This is a genomic window from Sneathiella sedimenti, assembly GCF_017313765.1.
GTDB classification, from domain to species: Bacteria; Pseudomonadota; Alphaproteobacteria; order Sneathiellales; family Sneathiellaceae; genus Sneathiella; species Sneathiella sedimenti.
The window spans coordinates 185,600-202,523 of the sequence record NZ_JAFLNC010000003.1 but is presented as its reverse complement, the minus strand read 5'-3'; the positions used below and the strand labels follow the sequence as shown (position 1 = coordinate 202,523).

15 protein-coding genes are annotated in these 16,924 nt (G+C 48.8%); 9 read left to right on the top strand and 6 right to left on the bottom strand.

What is annotated here, in order from left to right; genetic code table 11:
• Positions 1 to 77 precede the first annotated feature (77 nt).
• Genes J0X12_RS10245 through J0X12_RS10235 form a run of 3 tightly spaced genes read right to left on the bottom strand, consistent with a single transcriptional unit; the run spans position 78 to position 3,624 of the window.
• Positions 78 to 1,340 carry an adenylate/guanylate cyclase domain-containing protein gene (locus tag J0X12_RS10245; RefSeq protein ID WP_207045230.1) on the bottom strand — a complete coding sequence of 421 codons (1,263 nt, stop codon included), beginning with the start codon at positions 1,338 to 1,340 and terminating at the stop codon, positions 78 to 80.
• Positions 1,337 to 1,726, bottom strand: coding sequence for a response regulator (locus tag J0X12_RS10240; RefSeq protein ID WP_207045227.1), 390 nt, complete (start codon positions 1,724 to 1,726; stop codon positions 1,337 to 1,339). Before J0X12_RS10240 ends, J0X12_RS10245 begins: the two co-directional genes overlap by 4 nt.
• Positions 1,723 to 3,624 (bottom strand): ATP-binding protein, encoded by a 1,902-nt coding sequence (locus tag J0X12_RS10235; protein ID WP_207045225.1) that lies wholly within the window; start codon positions 3,622 to 3,624, stop codon positions 1,723 to 1,725. Before J0X12_RS10235 ends, J0X12_RS10240 begins: the two co-directional genes overlap by 4 nt.
• A 487-nt stretch (positions 3,625 to 4,111) precedes the next feature.
• On the opposite strand from J0X12_RS10235, the gene J0X12_RS10230 reads away from it, so the two are divergent.
• From J0X12_RS10230 to mepK, 3 genes are all read left to right on the top strand, one after another.
• Positions 4,112 to 5,233 (top strand): alkene reductase, encoded by a 1,122-nt coding sequence (locus J0X12_RS10230; RefSeq protein ID WP_207045223.1) that lies wholly within the window; start codon positions 4,112 to 4,114, stop codon positions 5,231 to 5,233.
• A 213-nt stretch (positions 5,234 to 5,446) separates the two neighbouring features.
• Positions 5,447 to 7,051: a L,D-transpeptidase family protein gene (locus J0X12_RS10225; protein ID WP_207045221.1), complete on the top strand. Its 1,605-nt coding sequence runs from the start codon at positions 5,447 to 5,449 to the stop codon at positions 7,049 to 7,051.
• 83 nt (positions 7,052 to 7,134) lie between these two features.
• Positions 7,135 to 7,710 carry a peptidoglycan L,D-endopeptidase MepK gene (mepK, locus tag J0X12_RS10220; protein ID WP_207045219.1) on the top strand — a complete coding sequence of 192 codons (576 nt, stop codon included), beginning with the start codon at positions 7,135 to 7,137 and terminating at the stop codon, positions 7,708 to 7,710.
• Between the two features lie 338 nt (positions 7,711 to 8,048).
• Here the strand turns inward: mepK and J0X12_RS10215 are convergent, their stop codons facing one another.
• A complete protein-coding gene (locus tag J0X12_RS10215; protein WP_207045217.1) occupies positions 8,049 to 8,513 on the bottom strand; it encodes an acyl-CoA thioesterase in 465 nt (154 codons plus the stop codon).
• A gap of 629 nt (positions 8,514 to 9,142) precedes the next feature.
• On the opposite strand from J0X12_RS10215, the gene J0X12_RS10210 reads away from it, so the two are divergent.
• The 6 genes from J0X12_RS10210 (at position 9,143) to J0X12_RS10185 (ending at position 15,104) form a co-directional block, all read left to right on the top strand.
• Positions 9,143 to 10,879 carry an ABC transporter substrate-binding protein gene (locus J0X12_RS10210; protein WP_207045214.1) on the top strand — a complete coding sequence of 579 codons (1,737 nt, stop codon included), beginning with the start codon at positions 9,143 to 9,145 and terminating at the stop codon, positions 10,877 to 10,879.
• A 108-nt stretch (positions 10,880 to 10,987) separates the two neighbouring features.
• Entirely contained in the window at positions 10,988 to 12,055 is a 1,068-nt protein-coding gene (locus tag J0X12_RS10205) for an ABC transporter ATP-binding protein (protein WP_207045212.1), read from the top strand.
• A gap of 20 nt (positions 12,056 to 12,075) precedes the next feature.
• Positions 12,076 to 13,155, top strand: coding sequence for an ABC transporter ATP-binding protein (locus tag J0X12_RS10200; protein WP_207045210.1), 1,080 nt, complete (start codon positions 12,076 to 12,078; stop codon positions 13,153 to 13,155).
• Positions 13,148 to 14,008 (top strand): carbohydrate ABC transporter permease, encoded by an 861-nt coding sequence (locus J0X12_RS10195; protein WP_207045207.1) that lies wholly within the window; start codon positions 13,148 to 13,150, stop codon positions 14,006 to 14,008. Before J0X12_RS10200 ends, J0X12_RS10195 begins: the two co-directional genes overlap by 8 nt.
• Positions 14,009 to 14,010: 2 nt before the next feature.
• Entirely contained in the window at positions 14,011 to 14,811 is an 801-nt protein-coding gene (locus J0X12_RS10190; protein WP_207045204.1) for a carbohydrate ABC transporter permease, read from the top strand.
• An 11-nt stretch (positions 14,812 to 14,822) separates the two neighbouring features.
• Positions 14,823 to 15,104: a DUF2160 domain-containing protein gene (locus J0X12_RS10185; RefSeq protein ID WP_207045200.1), complete on the top strand. Its 282-nt coding sequence runs from the start codon at positions 14,823 to 14,825 to the stop codon at positions 15,102 to 15,104.
• A gap of 27 nt (positions 15,105 to 15,131) precedes the next feature.
• Here the strand turns inward: J0X12_RS10185 and J0X12_RS10180 are convergent, their stop codons facing one another.
• Together J0X12_RS10180 and J0X12_RS10175 are read right to left on the bottom strand one after the other, a co-directional pair.
• Positions 15,132 to 15,896 (bottom strand): dienelactone hydrolase family protein, encoded by a 765-nt coding sequence (locus J0X12_RS10180; RefSeq protein WP_207045198.1) that lies wholly within the window; start codon positions 15,894 to 15,896, stop codon positions 15,132 to 15,134.
• Between the two features lie 59 nt (positions 15,897 to 15,955).
• A complete protein-coding gene (locus tag J0X12_RS10175; RefSeq protein ID WP_207045195.1) occupies positions 15,956 to 16,924 on the bottom strand; it encodes an alpha/beta hydrolase in 969 nt (322 codons plus the stop codon).

Sequence of the window (16,924 nt, the reverse complement as noted above, 5' to 3'; positions counted from 1 at the left end):
GTGTTTTTGCATAGGCTCGGCTTCTAAATTCGCCCGGACAATATTCTGAATAGTACCCGCATATCGCCTCCATTGCTTTATTTGACGGATAAATCAATTTCAACATCAAGTGCACCCGCAAGAGATCTTTGCAGGTGAAACAAAGTAAGCGGGTCGTCCGACATCTTGCCGACCAGGACTGCGAAAGCCTGACGCGCGCCCACATCACCAGCAGCCAACAGTTCATGCGCTTCGCAGTACGCCTGTAAATCCAAGGCCGATATTTGCGTGTCACTTAGAGGCTCATAAGCTGTAACGCTCCCCGACTTGCCGGCAAGCCTTAACTTACCGACGGGCCTGCCGCCGAAGTTATCAATCTGCTTTACCGTACTTTCGCTCACACAAATGCGGGTACCGAGAACCTTGTTCGCCGACTCAAGTCGCGCCGCAACATTTACCGCGTCCCCATAAGCCGTGTAGTCAAAGAATGAATCGCCTCCAAAATTGCCGATAATTGCTTCACCGGTATTAACCCCGATGCGCGTCGATCCCAGGTTGACGCCTTTTGATTTCCATTTGGCGCAATACTCTTCCGTGAACTGGTCAATCTCCAGGGCGCATGCCACCGCATCGGCAGCATGGGAAGGCTGATCGATCGGTGCGCCGAATGTTGCCTGCATTGCGTCGCCAATCACCTTCATGACCGTACCGTCATGGGCAAAGATGATCCGGGCCACGCCGTCAATATATGAATTGAGAAGCTCGACTATCACGTCCGGTTCAGTGTTTTCCACAAGATGCGTAAATCCGGTAAGGTCCGTGAAAAGGAATGTCGCCTCCCGTCTTTCTCCACCCGGCTTCAAACCCTCAGAAGTATCCGACAAAGCCTTCACGACATTTGGTGAAAAGTAACGCGACAATGCCGCGCGTGCCATTTCCGCTTCATTTCTTTGCCGTTGCAGCTCCTTGAACTCCTTTAGATATGCCAACGTCTTCTGGATTGTTGTCTCAAGATCGGAAAACTCAATTGGCTTAGTCACGAAATCGAAAGCCCCGCGGTTCATAGCCGTTCGAATATTGCCCAGATCACCATACGCAGAGACGACGACAGTCTTTAAATCCTGATGCAGCTCGTTGAGATGAGCAAGCAGTGACAAACCGTCCATCCTTGGCATATTAATGTCCGACAGCACCATTGCCACGCTGGCATCCTGGTCAAGCAGTTCCAGGGCCTCAACACCATCACAGGCGAAAACAAACTCCATTTCGCCCTTTCTGATGGAACGCCGGAACCTTTGAGTGATGAGGCCCTCAACGTCGGGCTCATCATCCACAACGAGTATTCGTATTGTTTCGCTCACACTGCGCCCATTCCGTAAGAAACCAGTGACGATTTAAGACGTTCAAAATTCACAGGCTTTGAAATTAACTGATCGGCCCCCTTGGACTTTGCTTCGATCTCCGTTTTCTCGTCACCGTAAGCCGTTATCATGATCACCGGCAGGGTCGGGCGTTGCAGTTTAACTTTGGTCAACAGCTCCATTCCACTCATGCCGGGCATATTAATGTCAGACAAGACCAGTAGCACTGATGGGGCGTTTTCGCCTAGCAACAGGTCAAGTGCTTCTTGGCCGGAATGTGCAAAATGAAATTCGATTTCCGACCGCCGTATTTCCCGCCTGAATTTTTGACGGAATAACGGTTCTGCATCGGGTTCATCGTCCACCATGAGTACAGAGATCGTCAATGCGCTTCTCCCGTCGATACGCCGACCGGCATACTGACCCGGAAGGTTGTTCCTTTTCCGGTTTCACTTTCAAGACTTAACTGTCCGCCATGTTGCTGAACGATGTCATAACTCATGGAAAGCCCCAAGCCCGTCCCCTCACCTGTTGGTTTCGTCGTGAAGAACGGTTGGAATATCTTGTCCCGTATTTCCTCGGGCACACCGCCTCCATTGTCACTGATTTCAATAACGATATTATCACCGTCTACTTTGCTGGCTACTCTCAGCATCGGTGTCTCGCCCTTCTCATTAGAGTGCTTCACGGCTTCATACATCCCGTTCGAGCAGAGATTGAGAAAGACCCGCTGCAGATCCTGTGGATGGCATTCCACCGATGGAAGATCTGCTGCCATCTCTGTTTTCATGTCAACATTGAAACTCGAATCCGACGCCCGCGCCCCATGATAGGCGAGGTTGAGCGCTTCCACTGCTAATGCCCCCAAATCCACATGCTGCTTCTCTCCCGGCCCTTCTCGTGAATGTAGCAGCATGTTTTTCACAATACTGTCCGCGCGCTTCCCATGTTCGTCGATCTTGAGAAGATTGCCGCGAACAGTTGACAGCAGGTCTTCCGCATCCTCTCTGTCATCTTCTTCCATAGCCGCAATCGGCGCTTCCAGAAGCTCCTTAAGCTCATCCAGCATTTCTGCGGAGAGTTTGGCAAAGTTATTCACAAAATTGAGCGGATTCTTGATCTCATGCGCTATCCCCGCCGTAAGCTGACCCAGGCTCGCCATCTTCTCGGCATGGATGAGGGAATTTTGGGTCGTTTTCAGTTCCGAAAGCATCGCCTCGGCCTCGTCCTTGGCAATTGCCAGATCCTGTTCCATACGCTTGCGGGCATCGATGACATAGATCGAATTCAGCCAGCAGTCCTTGCCGTCATATTTCAAGGGCCGCATGGATGCGACCGTCCAGAACTGATTGCCTTCCGCGTCACGCATCAGGACCTCATAATTATCCAGCCGGCCCTTCTCTTGAAGCAGTTCAATCATACGGTTTTGATCTTGCGGATTTACAAAAAAATCAGATAAGTGGACATCCTCCAAGGGGCCGTCTGATACGCGAAACTGCTCTCGTCCTGCGGGAGTTACCTCCAATGCATCATTGCCATGAGACAGTACCATGGGAAAGGCAATCGCGTTGATCATATTGCGCTGCATTTCACTGGCTTCTGCCTGTCGTTTCTGTTCCGCATGTGCGGCTTTCGATTCCGCCAGTCGGAGTTTCTCTTCAGCCTCAAGCCGTTCATTCAGCACCTGCGTATTCTCAAGTGTCAGCTTGATGTTGGTGATAGTTGTTCTTCTGGCCGCCAAGACAAACTGAATGATCGAGGTAGTCCCCAGACCAAACAAAAGCGACCCGACAACCCAGCTCATTACGTTAAACCACAGAACAGCGCCCCATGTGATTAACATAACCGGCATGCTGAAGCCTAAGGCAACGCGGACGGAATTAATGCCAATGGACGCAAATCCGGCGAGACAGGCAAAGATGATCACGATCGTTTGGTCGACGAAACTCCCTTGTGACAACAAAATAACGTTGAGCACGCCCCAACTCGCACCCAGAATTAGGGCCGATATAAGAAGGACGCGCATTCGTCTTTTCGAAACTTCCTTGGGGCGGGTTTTGTGGCGTAACTTAAAATAACTCTGCAAACCGAGACTACAAAGAACCACCATCAGCCCCAATGGGAATAAAGCTATTCCAAATAGCGGCTGAATTCCCATTTGAACGAAAATAGTTAGCAGCGCGGATAACATCGAGAGCACAACGAGCGGCGTCATAGCGCCCTCGACTGCATCATTGACGCGAAGTTCTTTTTTTACTTCCGATGTGAGAATTTCTGCAGCCATTTTAGACCGTCATTATTAGAATTGACAAAAACCTAAGCGCAAAATCTCTGCTAAACCCCCTTAATGCCAGCAAAGATTGTAATTTCTTCTACTAAATCCCTCAAACAAGCATTCCGCTATACTTATTTAAAACACTTCTTATTTAGAACTATACCATAAAATTGCTGTTGTCACGTTAACTAGTAGTTTGAATAGCTTCGCATTTCATAATAAGCAGAGTGAATTAGGAGAAAATATACTTCTGATCAGCATCCACTGAAGGCTCGGGCTGAATATTGGTTTGATGTCATAACTCGAAGTAATTTTAAGTCATTATCCGCAATTCAGGCATTTCCGCTATCTATTAATCGTCTGAATTATTGAATTACCGAGGAGGCTCCTGCCTATTGCAATAGTCATCGCATCAGTTAATCTGAACTATATTCTCTGATGAGGGTAATTTAGGCTACAGAATTGGGTACAGGATTTAATAGGATAGAAGCCACCAATGAAAACAACGAATTTATTTACGCCAATTTCTATTGGTGAGTTGCATTTATCGAACCGTGTTGTAATGGCGCCGCTTACACGCATGCGCGCGACAGTTCCCGGAAATACGCCAAACGAAATGATGGCACAGTATTATGCCCAACGTGCTGCTCGCGGAGGTTTGATCATTGCAGAGGCCTCTCAGGTTTCTGAGGATGGTCAGGGCGCCCCCTGTACGCCGGGCATTTATTCCCCAGCCCAAATAGCGGGCTGGAAATTGGTAACAGAGGCGGTTCATGCCAAGGGCGGCAAGATTTTTCTGCAGCTCTGGCACATGGGTAGGCTGTCACACCCCTCCTATCAACCTGACGGAGGGTTGCCGATCGCACCGTCGGCGGTCCCTGCGAATGTTGATGTCACCACGGCTGATTTTAAACGCGTTCCGTGCCCTACGCCACGGGCGTTGAATACCGAGGAGATTCCGGGTTTGGTCGATCGCTATGCCCACGCCGCCCGCTGCGCCATGGAGGCTGGTTTCGACGGTGTTGAAATCCATTCGGCCAATGGATACCTGTTAGAGCAATTCCTACAAACGCGCACCAACCTGCGCACCGATGTCTATGGTGGCTCGATAGAAAATCGCTGTCGGTTGGTGTTGGAAATTACCCAAGCTATTACAGCAATATGGGGATCAAACCGTGTTGGCATTCGCTTGTCCCCTTATGGTATTGCAAACGATAGTGGCGAGGATGAGCCGCTACCTCTCTATTCCCATCTCATAAGTGAACTCGATAAATTCAATTTGGCGTATTTGCACCTGATCGAACCGCGAGCAAGCGGGACAGGGCAACGCGATGTAGATCACAAGAATGTGCCCTCAGCTGCTCAGCTGTTCCGCCCAATGTGGCATGGACATCTGATTGCTGCCGGAAACTTCAATAAGGAAAGTGCCGAAATCATGTTGGCGAATGGCACGGCCGATGCGATTGCATTTGGCCGTTTCTTTATCTCTAACCCCGACCTACCAGAGCGGTTAAGGCTTGACGCTCCATTGACTCCCTATAACCGTGCAACCTTTTACAGTCGTGGGCCGGAAGGTTATGTCGACTATCCAACTTTGGCCGACGCTGCGACCGATTGACCGCAGAAAGCGGGTAACAAACTAAAGGTGCGCTTCGGTGATGTTTCCCTTCTTCCGAAGCCCCCTTCATCCTGCCTTAGGCCAAATGCTCGATCAATGCCTAAAAAAGTTTTCCTATGGCGCTTAACAGGAGCCCCTGCCCTATCCACTCTGAAATTTGCCTGTGGTAACGACAAGACTATACATTATGTATAATATAGCTACGGAGGTGAGATGCGCGACAAACAGCATATTGTCAGCAGCACGTTTGGCGGACTGACCGCAGTGGCTATGATATTGATGCTGGGGTTCTATTTTGGAGCCCTTCACAATGTAGCGTTGGCATATGAGGCCGGGAGCGACCTTGAACCCGCTGCAATTGATGAAATTTACGCGGATGTCGGGGAAGATTCTATTTGGTGGGAGCCCGCAATTGGCCTAACCCCGAGAGGAAAAATTCTTCTCAACTTCCTGAGCCAAGCAGACCGGGAGGGCCTCAGGCCGTCAGACTACCTCCCTTCAACTAATGTTATGACCGAACTTCCCGCATCCGAAGCGGCCCAGCCGGATTACGACCGCAGGCTTACGCTGGGTCTACTGCGCTACATTGCAGAGGTACGTGATGGACGCCTGGCCGCGCGATATGTAGATCCAGAGCTTTCTGACATTCCTACTCCGACGAATGCTGCCGATTTATTGAAGGCCGGCCTGCGAACAAGTGATTTTGGCGCCTGGCTGGAAGCGTTACCCCCTCAAACCCGAAATTATCAAAGCCTCAGGGAATATTTGCAACGATACCGCACCCTCGCAGGAATTGAATGGCCACGGTTGAACACTAATGAAAACCTGGAACTCGGATCTACCAACCCGGCTATTCCTAATATCCGGACGCGCTTGATGATATTGGGAGATTATCCAGCCGATGACGATGAGACAACGGATACCTTCGACGATGCGCTTCTCGCCGCTGTCCAGCGGTTTCAGGCCCGCAATGGCCTAACACCGGATGGTGTAATCGGACCTGAAACATATGCCGCGCTGAATGTATCACCAGCCGACATCGCCACAAAAATAGCAATCAATCTTGAACGTCTGCGGCAATTGCCCAAGAATCTCGGCTCCCGTTACGTTATTGTCAATATTCCGGGGTTTGACTTAAGAGCAATTTCCGACGGTACGGAAAGGCTGCGCATGCGGGTCATTGTTGGACAGAAAAAGCGCCGTACACCGATCCTAAATGATAAGATTACTGGCATTATATTTCGTCCAACCTGGACGGTACCGGTAAGGGTTGCTCGAGAGGACTTATTACCGAAAATAAAAGCGGACGTGAATTATCTCGCCACGCTGGATTTTCGTGTGCTCTCGTCCTGGAAGCAAGGAGCGCCCGAACTCGATCCTCACGCTGTCGATTGGCAGTCGATATTGCCAGAACGGCTGCCTTATAAATTTACCCAGAAATCAGGACCCAACAATGCTCTTGGCCTAGTCCGGTTTACATTAACCAACCCCTATGACATTTACCTCCACGATACGCCAAATAAAAATCTATTTGCGAAGACGGACCGGGCGTTTTCGTCAGGGTGCGTTCGCGTGGCAGATGTAGTGGCGCTGGCCAGCTTCGTCATGGAGTCCTCGCCCAAATGGACGGAAACATCAATACAGGAGGCGATGAACGCAAGCGAAAGGCAGGTAGCAAAATTGCCGGTCCCAGTTCCTGTTTATATCACTTACTTCACAGCAACAGTGAATGAGGTCGGCGATTTAAACCTCTCGAAGGACATCTATGGCCGAGATGCTGAATTGATGCGTGTTTTGGGACTTGGTCCAGGCGATTAATTTTCCACCGCCGTGACAAAAAATTAACACAATTAGATTAGCATATTAGAGCAGCTTAATCAGAACATGTTGGATTGTTGCCAATGAAGAATGCGGCGGAGAATAATTCAAAACAACAGGCACGACGTCTGTTTTTACGTAATGGAATTGCTACGTTATCAACCGGAATATTTCTTCCGTCAATTGCGCGGGCAACAGCACATCATAGGAAGCATGAAAAGAAACTGGTGTTGCGCAACCTACATACAGGTGAGCGTCTTCAATCCGTTTTTTGGGTAGAGGGCAAATTCATTCCCGAGAGCTTGCGGGAGATCAACTACCTTCTTCGAGATTTTCGCACTGACGAGGTTGCCGAAATCGACCCGAAACTGCTAGTGCTGATCCACCGGCTTCATCATAAAGTTGATGCCACCAGATCCGCGCAAATTATTTCCGGTTACAGGTCGCCGAAAACAAATGCCTCTCTTCGTCAAAACAGCAGTAAAGTAGCTAAAAAAAGTTACCATATGAAGGGAATGGCGATTGATCTTCGCATTGGCGGCATCGATCTCAAAACTCTCCAAAAAGCAGCGAAAAGTCTCAAAGGCGGCGGTGTGGGATACTATCCTAAATCCCAGTTTCTCCATCTTGATACTGGCCCTGTCCGCTATTGGACGTAATAACCTTTGGCCCTGGAAATGCAAGTCCTACTGCATAGAAAATAGTTGGTGCTCTCTGTCTCTAGAGGAAGAAAAGGTGACAATGCCTGGTGACCTTTAACCACACTTTCCACCGCCAAGTAAACGAGATACCATTCCTTCGAAAGTGCGAATCCGTCCCCGGCGCTCCAATTTTTCCATATTGGACCAAGATTCTCGGGCCCTTTCGAAACCGCACTATCCAAGTTAGCCATGCATGATAGATTGATTGTATTGTAAGCGGCAGACCTGCTGGCTTGCTAATTTGGCAAGGAACATGCCGATATGCCGCGCAAGTTATGGAACCTGAATTTGTCGTGTTAATAGTTTCGCCTATACCCACTTTTGTTGTGTTCTTGCATAGGGTCAGCTTCCAAATTCGCCCGGACAGCATCGGGAATAGCGACCGATTTACGTTCTATCGTTGAAAAGAACACATTCACGCTTTCAGAGGTTGCGACGCATTCATCACCGACGAAACACCCATATCCGGTTGTTATCGATTTGGTGCCTAGTTTGCTGACCCTTGTACCAACATGAACTGTATTCGGGTAATGTGTTTCTTTCAGGTAATCAATCACAACACGGGCAAGAATAAAATCAATTCCCACGTTCTCTTCAGCGTTCAGCAATCCGCCCAAAAACATGGTTCTAGCTGCCTCGAAATAGGCCGCATACGCGACGTTATTTACGTGCTGCAAAGGGTCCTGGTCTGAGAAACGGACTGTTACGGGGGTCCAATGCCTAAAACTATCTTTCTTCGTTAAATCAACTACTTCGCTCATTATACAACCTACTGAAATTAAAATGGTTTATGGAAGGGCCAAAATAGAACGGGTCCTATGGGCCGGAGGAATTTGTCGACGACAGTATATATGGCCTCTCCCGGTTTATACAGGATCAAAATACGAATTTCCCCTATTAACGGAAGCCATGGGTTCTGGCTTGAATGACCCTTAATCTCGGCGAAATTTCAAGAGACCTCTAATATCTGGCCAGTTCGCTTTGCCCTTGCGGAACCTTCTTTCACTTGGCAAGTTGTCCCGCCGCCAGTCTACCGACAACTCGAATCCGCCCCGGGCGCAATTCTCGCTCAAAATAAAGAGAATGATCGGTCAAATGAAGAGCAGCCATCTTCAAGCGGTCCTTAGAGGACGATTTGGGTTCCAATAAGTACCCAAGACCTACCGTAAAATTGCATCATGAAATTCTCACGTTAGCACTCCTTTCGAAGCGCGAGCTGATGCTAAATATTTGATATTGATAATTTAATGATTTGATTGGCGAATTATTTTCGTTTTTTATTATATATCGTTTATTGACTTTCACTTATTTTCGTATTTTATTGAATATGCTTAAAAATTAAAAGCAACTGCGGGTCAAAGTCCGCAGAAAATGTATGGGAGAAATATCAATGAATAAGTTGTTATTGGCTTCAGCAGCCGCATTGGCGCTGAGCCTTACAACCGTTAGTCCTGCTTTAGCAGGAGAGGCGGAGGCAATGAAATGGGTAAATGACGAATTCCAACCGTCATCCCTGTCAAAAGACGATCAAATGAAGGAAATGCAGTGGTTTATCAACGCTGCAAAACCTTATGCCGGAATGGAGATAAACGTCTTATCCGAGACCATTCCCACTCACGAATATGAGTCAAAAACGCTTGCGAAAGCCTTTGAAGAGATTACGGGCATCAAGGTCAACCACCAGTTACTCGGTGAAGGTGAAGTTGTTCAAGCTGTACAAACGCAAATGCAAACAAACCGTAACCTATATGATGCCTATATCAACGATTCAGATTTGATCGGAACACATTCAAGACTTCAGTTGGCTGTCAATTTGTCCGACTGGATGGCTGGGGAAGGGAAATCCGTTACAAACCCTGGTCTGGACCTTGACGATTTTATTGGGCGTAGCTTTACCACCGGACCGGATGGAAAGCTTTACCAGCTACCCGATCAACAGTTCGCAAACCTTTATTGGTTCCGTAAGGACTGGTTCGATCGTGAGGACCTTAAAGAAAAATTTAAAGCCAAGTACGGCTATGAATTAGGTGTACCTATAAACTGGTCCGCTTATGAAGACATCGCCGAGTTCTTTTCTAATGATGTTAAGGAAATCGACGGTGTTCGAATTTACGGACATATGGACTACGGCAAACGCGCACCTGATCTTGGCTGGCGCATGACGGACGCATGGCTTTCAATGGCAGGTGCCGGATCGAAGGGCCTTCCCAATGGCCGCCCAATAGACGAATGGGGCATTCGCATGGAAGAAGGATCCTGTAATCCCCAAGGAGCATCTGTTGTTCGGGGTGGCGGGACAAATGGTCCGGCAGCCGTTTATGCGATCCGTAAATGGGACGAATGGCTCCGCAAATATGCACCGCCCGGTGCGGCCGACTATGACTTCTATCAGTCCCTACCTGCCTTGAGCCAAGGTAACGTCGCTCAGCAGGTCTTCTGGTATACGGCGTTTACGGCCTCAATGGTTGCGCCAAAAAGTGCCGGCAACAACACCGTCGACGATGCCGGCAAACCGCTGTGGCGGATGGCCCCCTCACCCCACGGACCTTATTGGGAAAAAGGGCAGAAACTTGGTTATCAAGACGTTGGCTCCTGGACTTTATTCAAGTCCACACCAGTTGATCGGCGCCAGGCAGCATGGCTCTATGCACAGTTCGTTACATCAAAAACTGTCGATGTAAAGAAAAGCCAGGTTGGATTGACATTCATTCGGGATTCCACTGTCAATCATGAAAGCTTTACCGAGCGCGCGCCAAATCTCGGCGGATTGGTTGAGTTTTATCGCTCACCTGATCGGGTACAGTGGACGCCAACCGGCGTAAACGTGCCAGATTATCCGAAACTGGCACAGTTGTGGTGGCAGAATATCGGGGACGTAAACTCCGGAGCCTTTACACCACAGGAAGCCATGGACCGCCTCGCTGGTGAAATGGATCAGGTTATGGGTCGCATGCAACGAGCTGACGAAGCCAACAATACTTATGGCGGCTGCGGTCCTCGTTTGAATGAGCCCAAGGATCCGGCGGACTGGATTGGCAAAGGCGGCGCAAAAGCCAAACTTGCCAATGAGAAACCTCAGGGCGAAACCATCAATTATGATGAACTTGTCAAAAGTTGGTCGCAATAATTCCAGGCGAAATTACACGCCAGAATATGGTCCGAGGCGAATTTCGCCTCGGATTCTTTATTAGCATTATATGATAAATAACCTATACCCTTTGTAATCAGGTAGCCGATGTCCCTTGAACTCAGACAGGTCAGCAAAAACGTTGACGGTGAAACATATATTTATCCGACGGATTTGCGTTTGGAAGCAGGTGTTTTCAATATTCTACTCGGGACGACCTTGTCCGGAAAAACGACTTTGATGCAATTGATGGCGGGGCTTGAAAAACCCACGTCCGGGGAAATTTGGTTTAATGGTGAAAACGTAACAAGTATGCCGGTCCAAACGCGAAATGTTTCGATGGTATATCAACAATTCATCAACTATCCCAATATGACTGTGTTTGAGAATATTGCGTCTCCATTACGGGTCGCAAAAATGCAAAACAGCGATATTAAGAATCGCGTTGGTAAGATTGCCGAAATTCTTCAAATTTCCCAAATGCTGGACCGCCGCCCATCTGAGCTTTCTGGAGGCCAGCAACAACGCGTTGCGATGGCACGCGCACTTGTTAAAGACTCTCACCTTATTTTATTTGATGAGCCGCTGGCCAATCTGGATTTTAAATTGCGGGAGGAACTGCGCGATGAACTGCCCCGTATATTTTCAGAACGAAATAGTGTAGTCGTATACGCAACAACGGAACCGTCTGAAGCGTTACTATTTGGCGGCAAAACAGCCACCATGTTTGAAGGCAAGGTCACACAGTTTGGCGATACGGGTGAGGTTTATCGGCAGCCTAATAGCTTGAAAACCGCCCAGGTATTTTCTGAACCGCCACTGAATACCGCGATTGTTCATAAAATAGGCGATGTTTTTAAGATCAGTGACGATGTGAGTTGGCCAGTCGGACAAAAGTACGCACAAATACCAGATGGTGAATATACGGTCGGCATTCGCCCTCATCATGTTTATCCACATCGGATGAGCGACAGCAATATCGCAATTGAAGGTGTCGTGCAGGTCGCAGAACTGAGCGGATCTGAAAGCATGATACATTTTAGAACCATGGGAAATTCCTGGGTTTCTCTTTCTCATGGCGTTCATGTTTATGCAGCTCAAGAGAAAACTACTCTTTTTGCGGATGTTGCCAATTGCTTTTATTTTGATGCGAACCGCAAGCTCATCACAGCGTAATGGTAGAAGGAACTATTTGAATGGCCAAGATTACGCTCTCAAACCTACGTCATAGCTATATGGCAGATCCAAAAGATGATGCTGATTGGGCGTTGAAAAAACTCGACTTGGAGTGGGAAGATGGCGGAGCCTACGCTCTCCTGGGACCATCCGGTTGCGGCAAAACAACACTACTGAATATTATTTCCGGTTTGCTAACGGCAAGTCACGGACAAATTTTGTTTGATGATGAAGATGTTAGCCTGTTACCGCCGGACAAACGGCATATTGCCCAGGTATTCCAGTTCCCAGTTGTTTACGACACCATGACCGTTTACGACAACCTCGCGTTTCCGCTACGCAATCGGGGAATTGATGAAGCAACGGTTGACAGCCGTGTTCGCGAGGTAGCGGAAATGACGGATCTAACGTCAATGCTTGGCCGCCGGGCATCCAAACTAACTGCTGACGGCAAGCAAAAAATCTCGCTCGGGCGTGGAATGGTAAGAACTGATGTAAATGCCATTCTGTTTGATGAGCCCCTTACTGTTATCGATCCCCATCTGAAATTTCAGCTTAGGTCGAAGCTGAAAGAACTGCATGATCGGGTAAAGCGAACAATGATTTATGTCACGCATGACCAAACGGAAGCCTTGACCTTCGCAGACAAGGTCGTGGTCATGAATATGGGCGAAGTTGTCCAGATCGGCACGCCTGTCGAGTTATTTGAAAGTCCACAACATACCTTTGTCGGGCATTTTATCGGCTCACCCGGCATGAATGTCATTCCGTGTGAAGTCCACGATGGCCAGGCTCATTTATCCGGCCAGCGGTTAGAAACGTCAAACAAGGCGGATGCTGGTACGACTCATGCTGAAATCGGGATACGCCCGGAATTTGTTACCTTTTCAGACCAAGGGCTTCCTGCACAAGTCCTAAAAGTAAGTGATACCGGCCGCTTCAATATAGTCGAGACAAATTGCGCCGGTAATAAAATCAAGCTTTTGCTCGACGAAGGCTCTCCCATACCTTCCGAGAACGCGAAAATAAAGTTTGATGCGGCAAGTACCCGAATTTATGTGGATGGATGGCTTTCAGGATCGGAGCACCGTCATGAATAAAACAGTAAATCAAAAAGCCTGGTTCCTGGTGCTGCCCGTTCTTTTGCTCGTCGCATTCAATGCGATTATTCCCTTGATGACCGTTGTCAATTATTCGGTTCAAGAAACATTTGGGGACAATAATTTCTTTTGGGCCGGAGTGTTGTGGTTTGAAGAAATACTGAGATCGGAGCGCTTTCACGCTTCTCTTGGTCGACAGCTCTTTTTTACCTTCAGCATACTGGCCATCGAAATACCTCTAGGCGTCATTATTGCCTTGGCAATGCCCCGCAAGGGAGTATGGGTTTCCGTATGCCTTGTCTTGATGGCGATGCCGTTGCTAATTCCCTGGAACGTCGTTGGCGCCATGTGGAATATTTTTGCCCTGCCGGATATTGGTCTACTGGGAAACATGCTTAACGGCATGGGTATTGACTATAATTTCACCAGACAACCCGTCGCTGCCTGGGCTACTTTATTAGCCATGGACGTCTGGCACTGGACGTCACTCGTAGTCCTGCTGGCCTATGCTGGCCTTGTCTCAATCCCTGACGCTTATTATCAAGCCGCTAAAATTGATGGCGCGAGTTCTTGGGCAATTTTCCGCTACATACAGCTACCCAAGATGAAACGTGTCCTGACAATTGCCATACTGCTGAGATTTATGGATAGTTTCAATATCTATACCGAGCCTTTCGTCTTAACAGGTGGCGGCCCCGGCAACTCAACCACCCTATTATCTATCGATCTTGTCAAAATCGCGCTTGGCCAATTTGATCTCGGCCCGGCGGCGGCTATGTCCCTGATTTATTTCCTGGTTATTTTACTCTTAAGCTGGGTTTTCTATACGCTAATGATGCGGAACGAGGAATAGTGATGAAACGCTTAGGCTGGTTGATACCCACACTCTATATTCTGTTTCTTATGCTCCCGATCTACTGGCTTGTGAGCATGTCATTCAAGACGACCAATGAGATCTTGGGTTCATTTACGCTGTTCCCTCAAGAATTTACGCTGGATAATTATAAAACCATATTCACGGACTCGACCTGGTATATGGGCTACGTGAATTCATTGGCTTATGTAACCTTGAATACCGTTATCTCTGTTTGCGTGGCGTTGCCCGCTGCCTATGCGTTCTCCCGCTACCGCTTTCTGGGTGATAAGCACCTGTTCTTCTGGCTACTTACCAACCGGATGGCCCCCGCAGCTGTCTTTGCCCTACCCTTTTTCCAGCTATACTCAGCATTTGGACTGTTCGATACGCATTTAGCGGTCGCGCTCGCCCATACCTTGTTCAACATTCCTCTTGCTGTATGGATTTTGGAAGGATTCATGTCAGGTGTTCCAAAGCAGCTAGATGAAACAGCATATGTTGATGGCTATTCATTTCCAAAATTCTTTATCAAGATTTTTATACCGACGATTGCCGCCGGCGTGGGTGTTGCGGCGTTTTTCTGTTTCATGTTTTCCTGGGTAGAGTTATTGCTGGCCAAAACCCTGACAGCTGTTGCCGCCAAACCGATCGCCGCGACGATGACCAAGACAGCTTCCTCTTCAGGGTATGAGCTTGGCTTGCTCGCCGCCGCAGGTGCGCTGACAATTATCCCCGGGGCGATCGTGATTTATTTCGTACGCAATTATATCGCCAAGGGTTTTGCCCTTGGGCGTGTTTAGGAGAGCTCGCTATGGATCTTTCATGGATGGCCTGGACCTGGCCAACAGCCGCCTTTTTCGCCTTTATTGCGCTCTCCATCATGACACTCGGAATTTGGGAGTATTTCAGTCCCGGCGGAAACCCAAGGGATGGCATTTTTCTAATTAATACCACGCGCGGCGATCGATTGTTTATTTCCCTCTTAGGGTCGGCTTTTATTTTCCTTGGGTGGCTCGGCCTCATGAATGCAGAGCTTTACTGGCCGTTAATTATCGCTATTTTTTGGAGCGTATTTGTTTTTCGGTATGTCTGACGCGTCGTGAAAGGATGCCCTCTGAATTCAACATCCGGTGCGCTGCATTTTGAGATTTCTTTCAAACAGAGCAAGCATGCGTTCCCAATGACGCTCTGCAGCCGGTTTGTTGTAAACAGGGCGCAGCGGAAACGCGAAGCCGTGTTCAGTATTGGGGTAAATTTCCATACGGTAGTTTACGCCAGCTTTATTCATTGATTGCGGAATCCTTTCCAACAAGGACTCAGGCACATATGGATCATGTGACGCGAAAGCCAGATAAAGTTCCCCTTTTATCTTGTGTGCAGATAGGTGCGGAGAGTCTGCCTCTTCGGTCTGTATGTCAACGCCGTAAAAGGAAGCAATCGCCGCAAAATTATCGGGATATTCTGTTCCCAGCTGAACTACATACTTGCCGCTCATGCAGTACCCGACACATCCTATTTGGTCGTCGCTGGCTACTTGTTCCCCTACGATGAAATCAAGCAACGATCCGGTATCCCTGACGACCTTAACCGTTGTTGTTTCATTCATGAGTTCGAACATTTTAGTGCGCTCACTGTCATCCTCACGAATGCGTTCACGGTCAAACCCGTAATTTCCCTCACGACCTCGGCGGTAGTACAAGTTAGGCAATATGACGAAGTAACCACTCGTACCAATACGGCGCGCCATGTCCCGCAATTCTTCACGAATACTGGGGGCGTCCATATAGAGGATAATGGCCGGGAATGGTCCACCTTCTTCAGGATGACAGACAAACATGTCCATCATTCCATCAGCCGTTTGGATTTCCGCGTCAAATTCTTTCATTTTGTTTGCTCCCGTAACCATGGCGGCAGGAGGCCCGCAATTTGAGATGAAACTCTTGCCTAAATCCTAAAATCTTCTTCTAGAAATGACTGTGTTGCCCGGAAGAGCTGATCTCGCCGCCGTTCTAGCAGAGCTGAATGCGTTGATTTCCCAATAATAGTATAACGGCGATGAGGTGCATTGACCAATTTATGATAAACCACCAATGCGCCTTCTGGCGTGGTCTCAATATCCTTTTCGCCCACAATAACCAGTGTCGGAACCTTGATTTCTGCCGGATCATATTGAAATTGGCCGCGTGACCAGCGCCTCACTTTATCATCCACCACACCTGTTGGCGCGCGCAGCTTCGGTGGGTCGAAGTCACCTGACTTGGGATCGCTTGCAATAACTTGGGATAACCATTGCTGTTGCCAATAAGGGTCAATGATGTCGGATATTTCGGTCGGCTCCAGACCATATTCCCAGCGATCCTTGATTGATTGCGCATCCACTAGTCTGTAGGCCGTCGTTGGCGGGTCGCTTCCGATCAAGGACGCGCCGGAGTTCAGCATGCTGGTCCCATATAACGCCAGCCGCTCAACCTTGGAATTATTTTTCGCCGTAAAGGCACCCGTGATTAACGTGCCCCAGGAATACCCGAGCAGCTGGAGTTTTTCCAAACCTCGCTCAGCTAATATATACTCGACCATCAAGCTTAGATCCGCTACGGCCACGTCCGTATGCACAATCGGGGCATTGGCGGCTGCCGCCTGATCCATTTCTGCGGGACGGTCGGAACGGCCATACCCCCGGATATCCATGAGCCAGCAGTCAAATCCCGCCTGCGCCAGAGTATCCATCCAGGAATACCCGCCGGCGCCAAAATCGAAGGTCTCAGACGACGGGTAAGTTGCGCCATGCACGAACAGCAAGGTACGCTCCGGCTTGCCCAGTAAGGTGTCAGCGCGCCGCTTGTTGCGCATGAAGACGCGAAGGTCATGATCCCCTGTGGGGACCATGACCTCCTCGACAACCAAGTCTTCCAT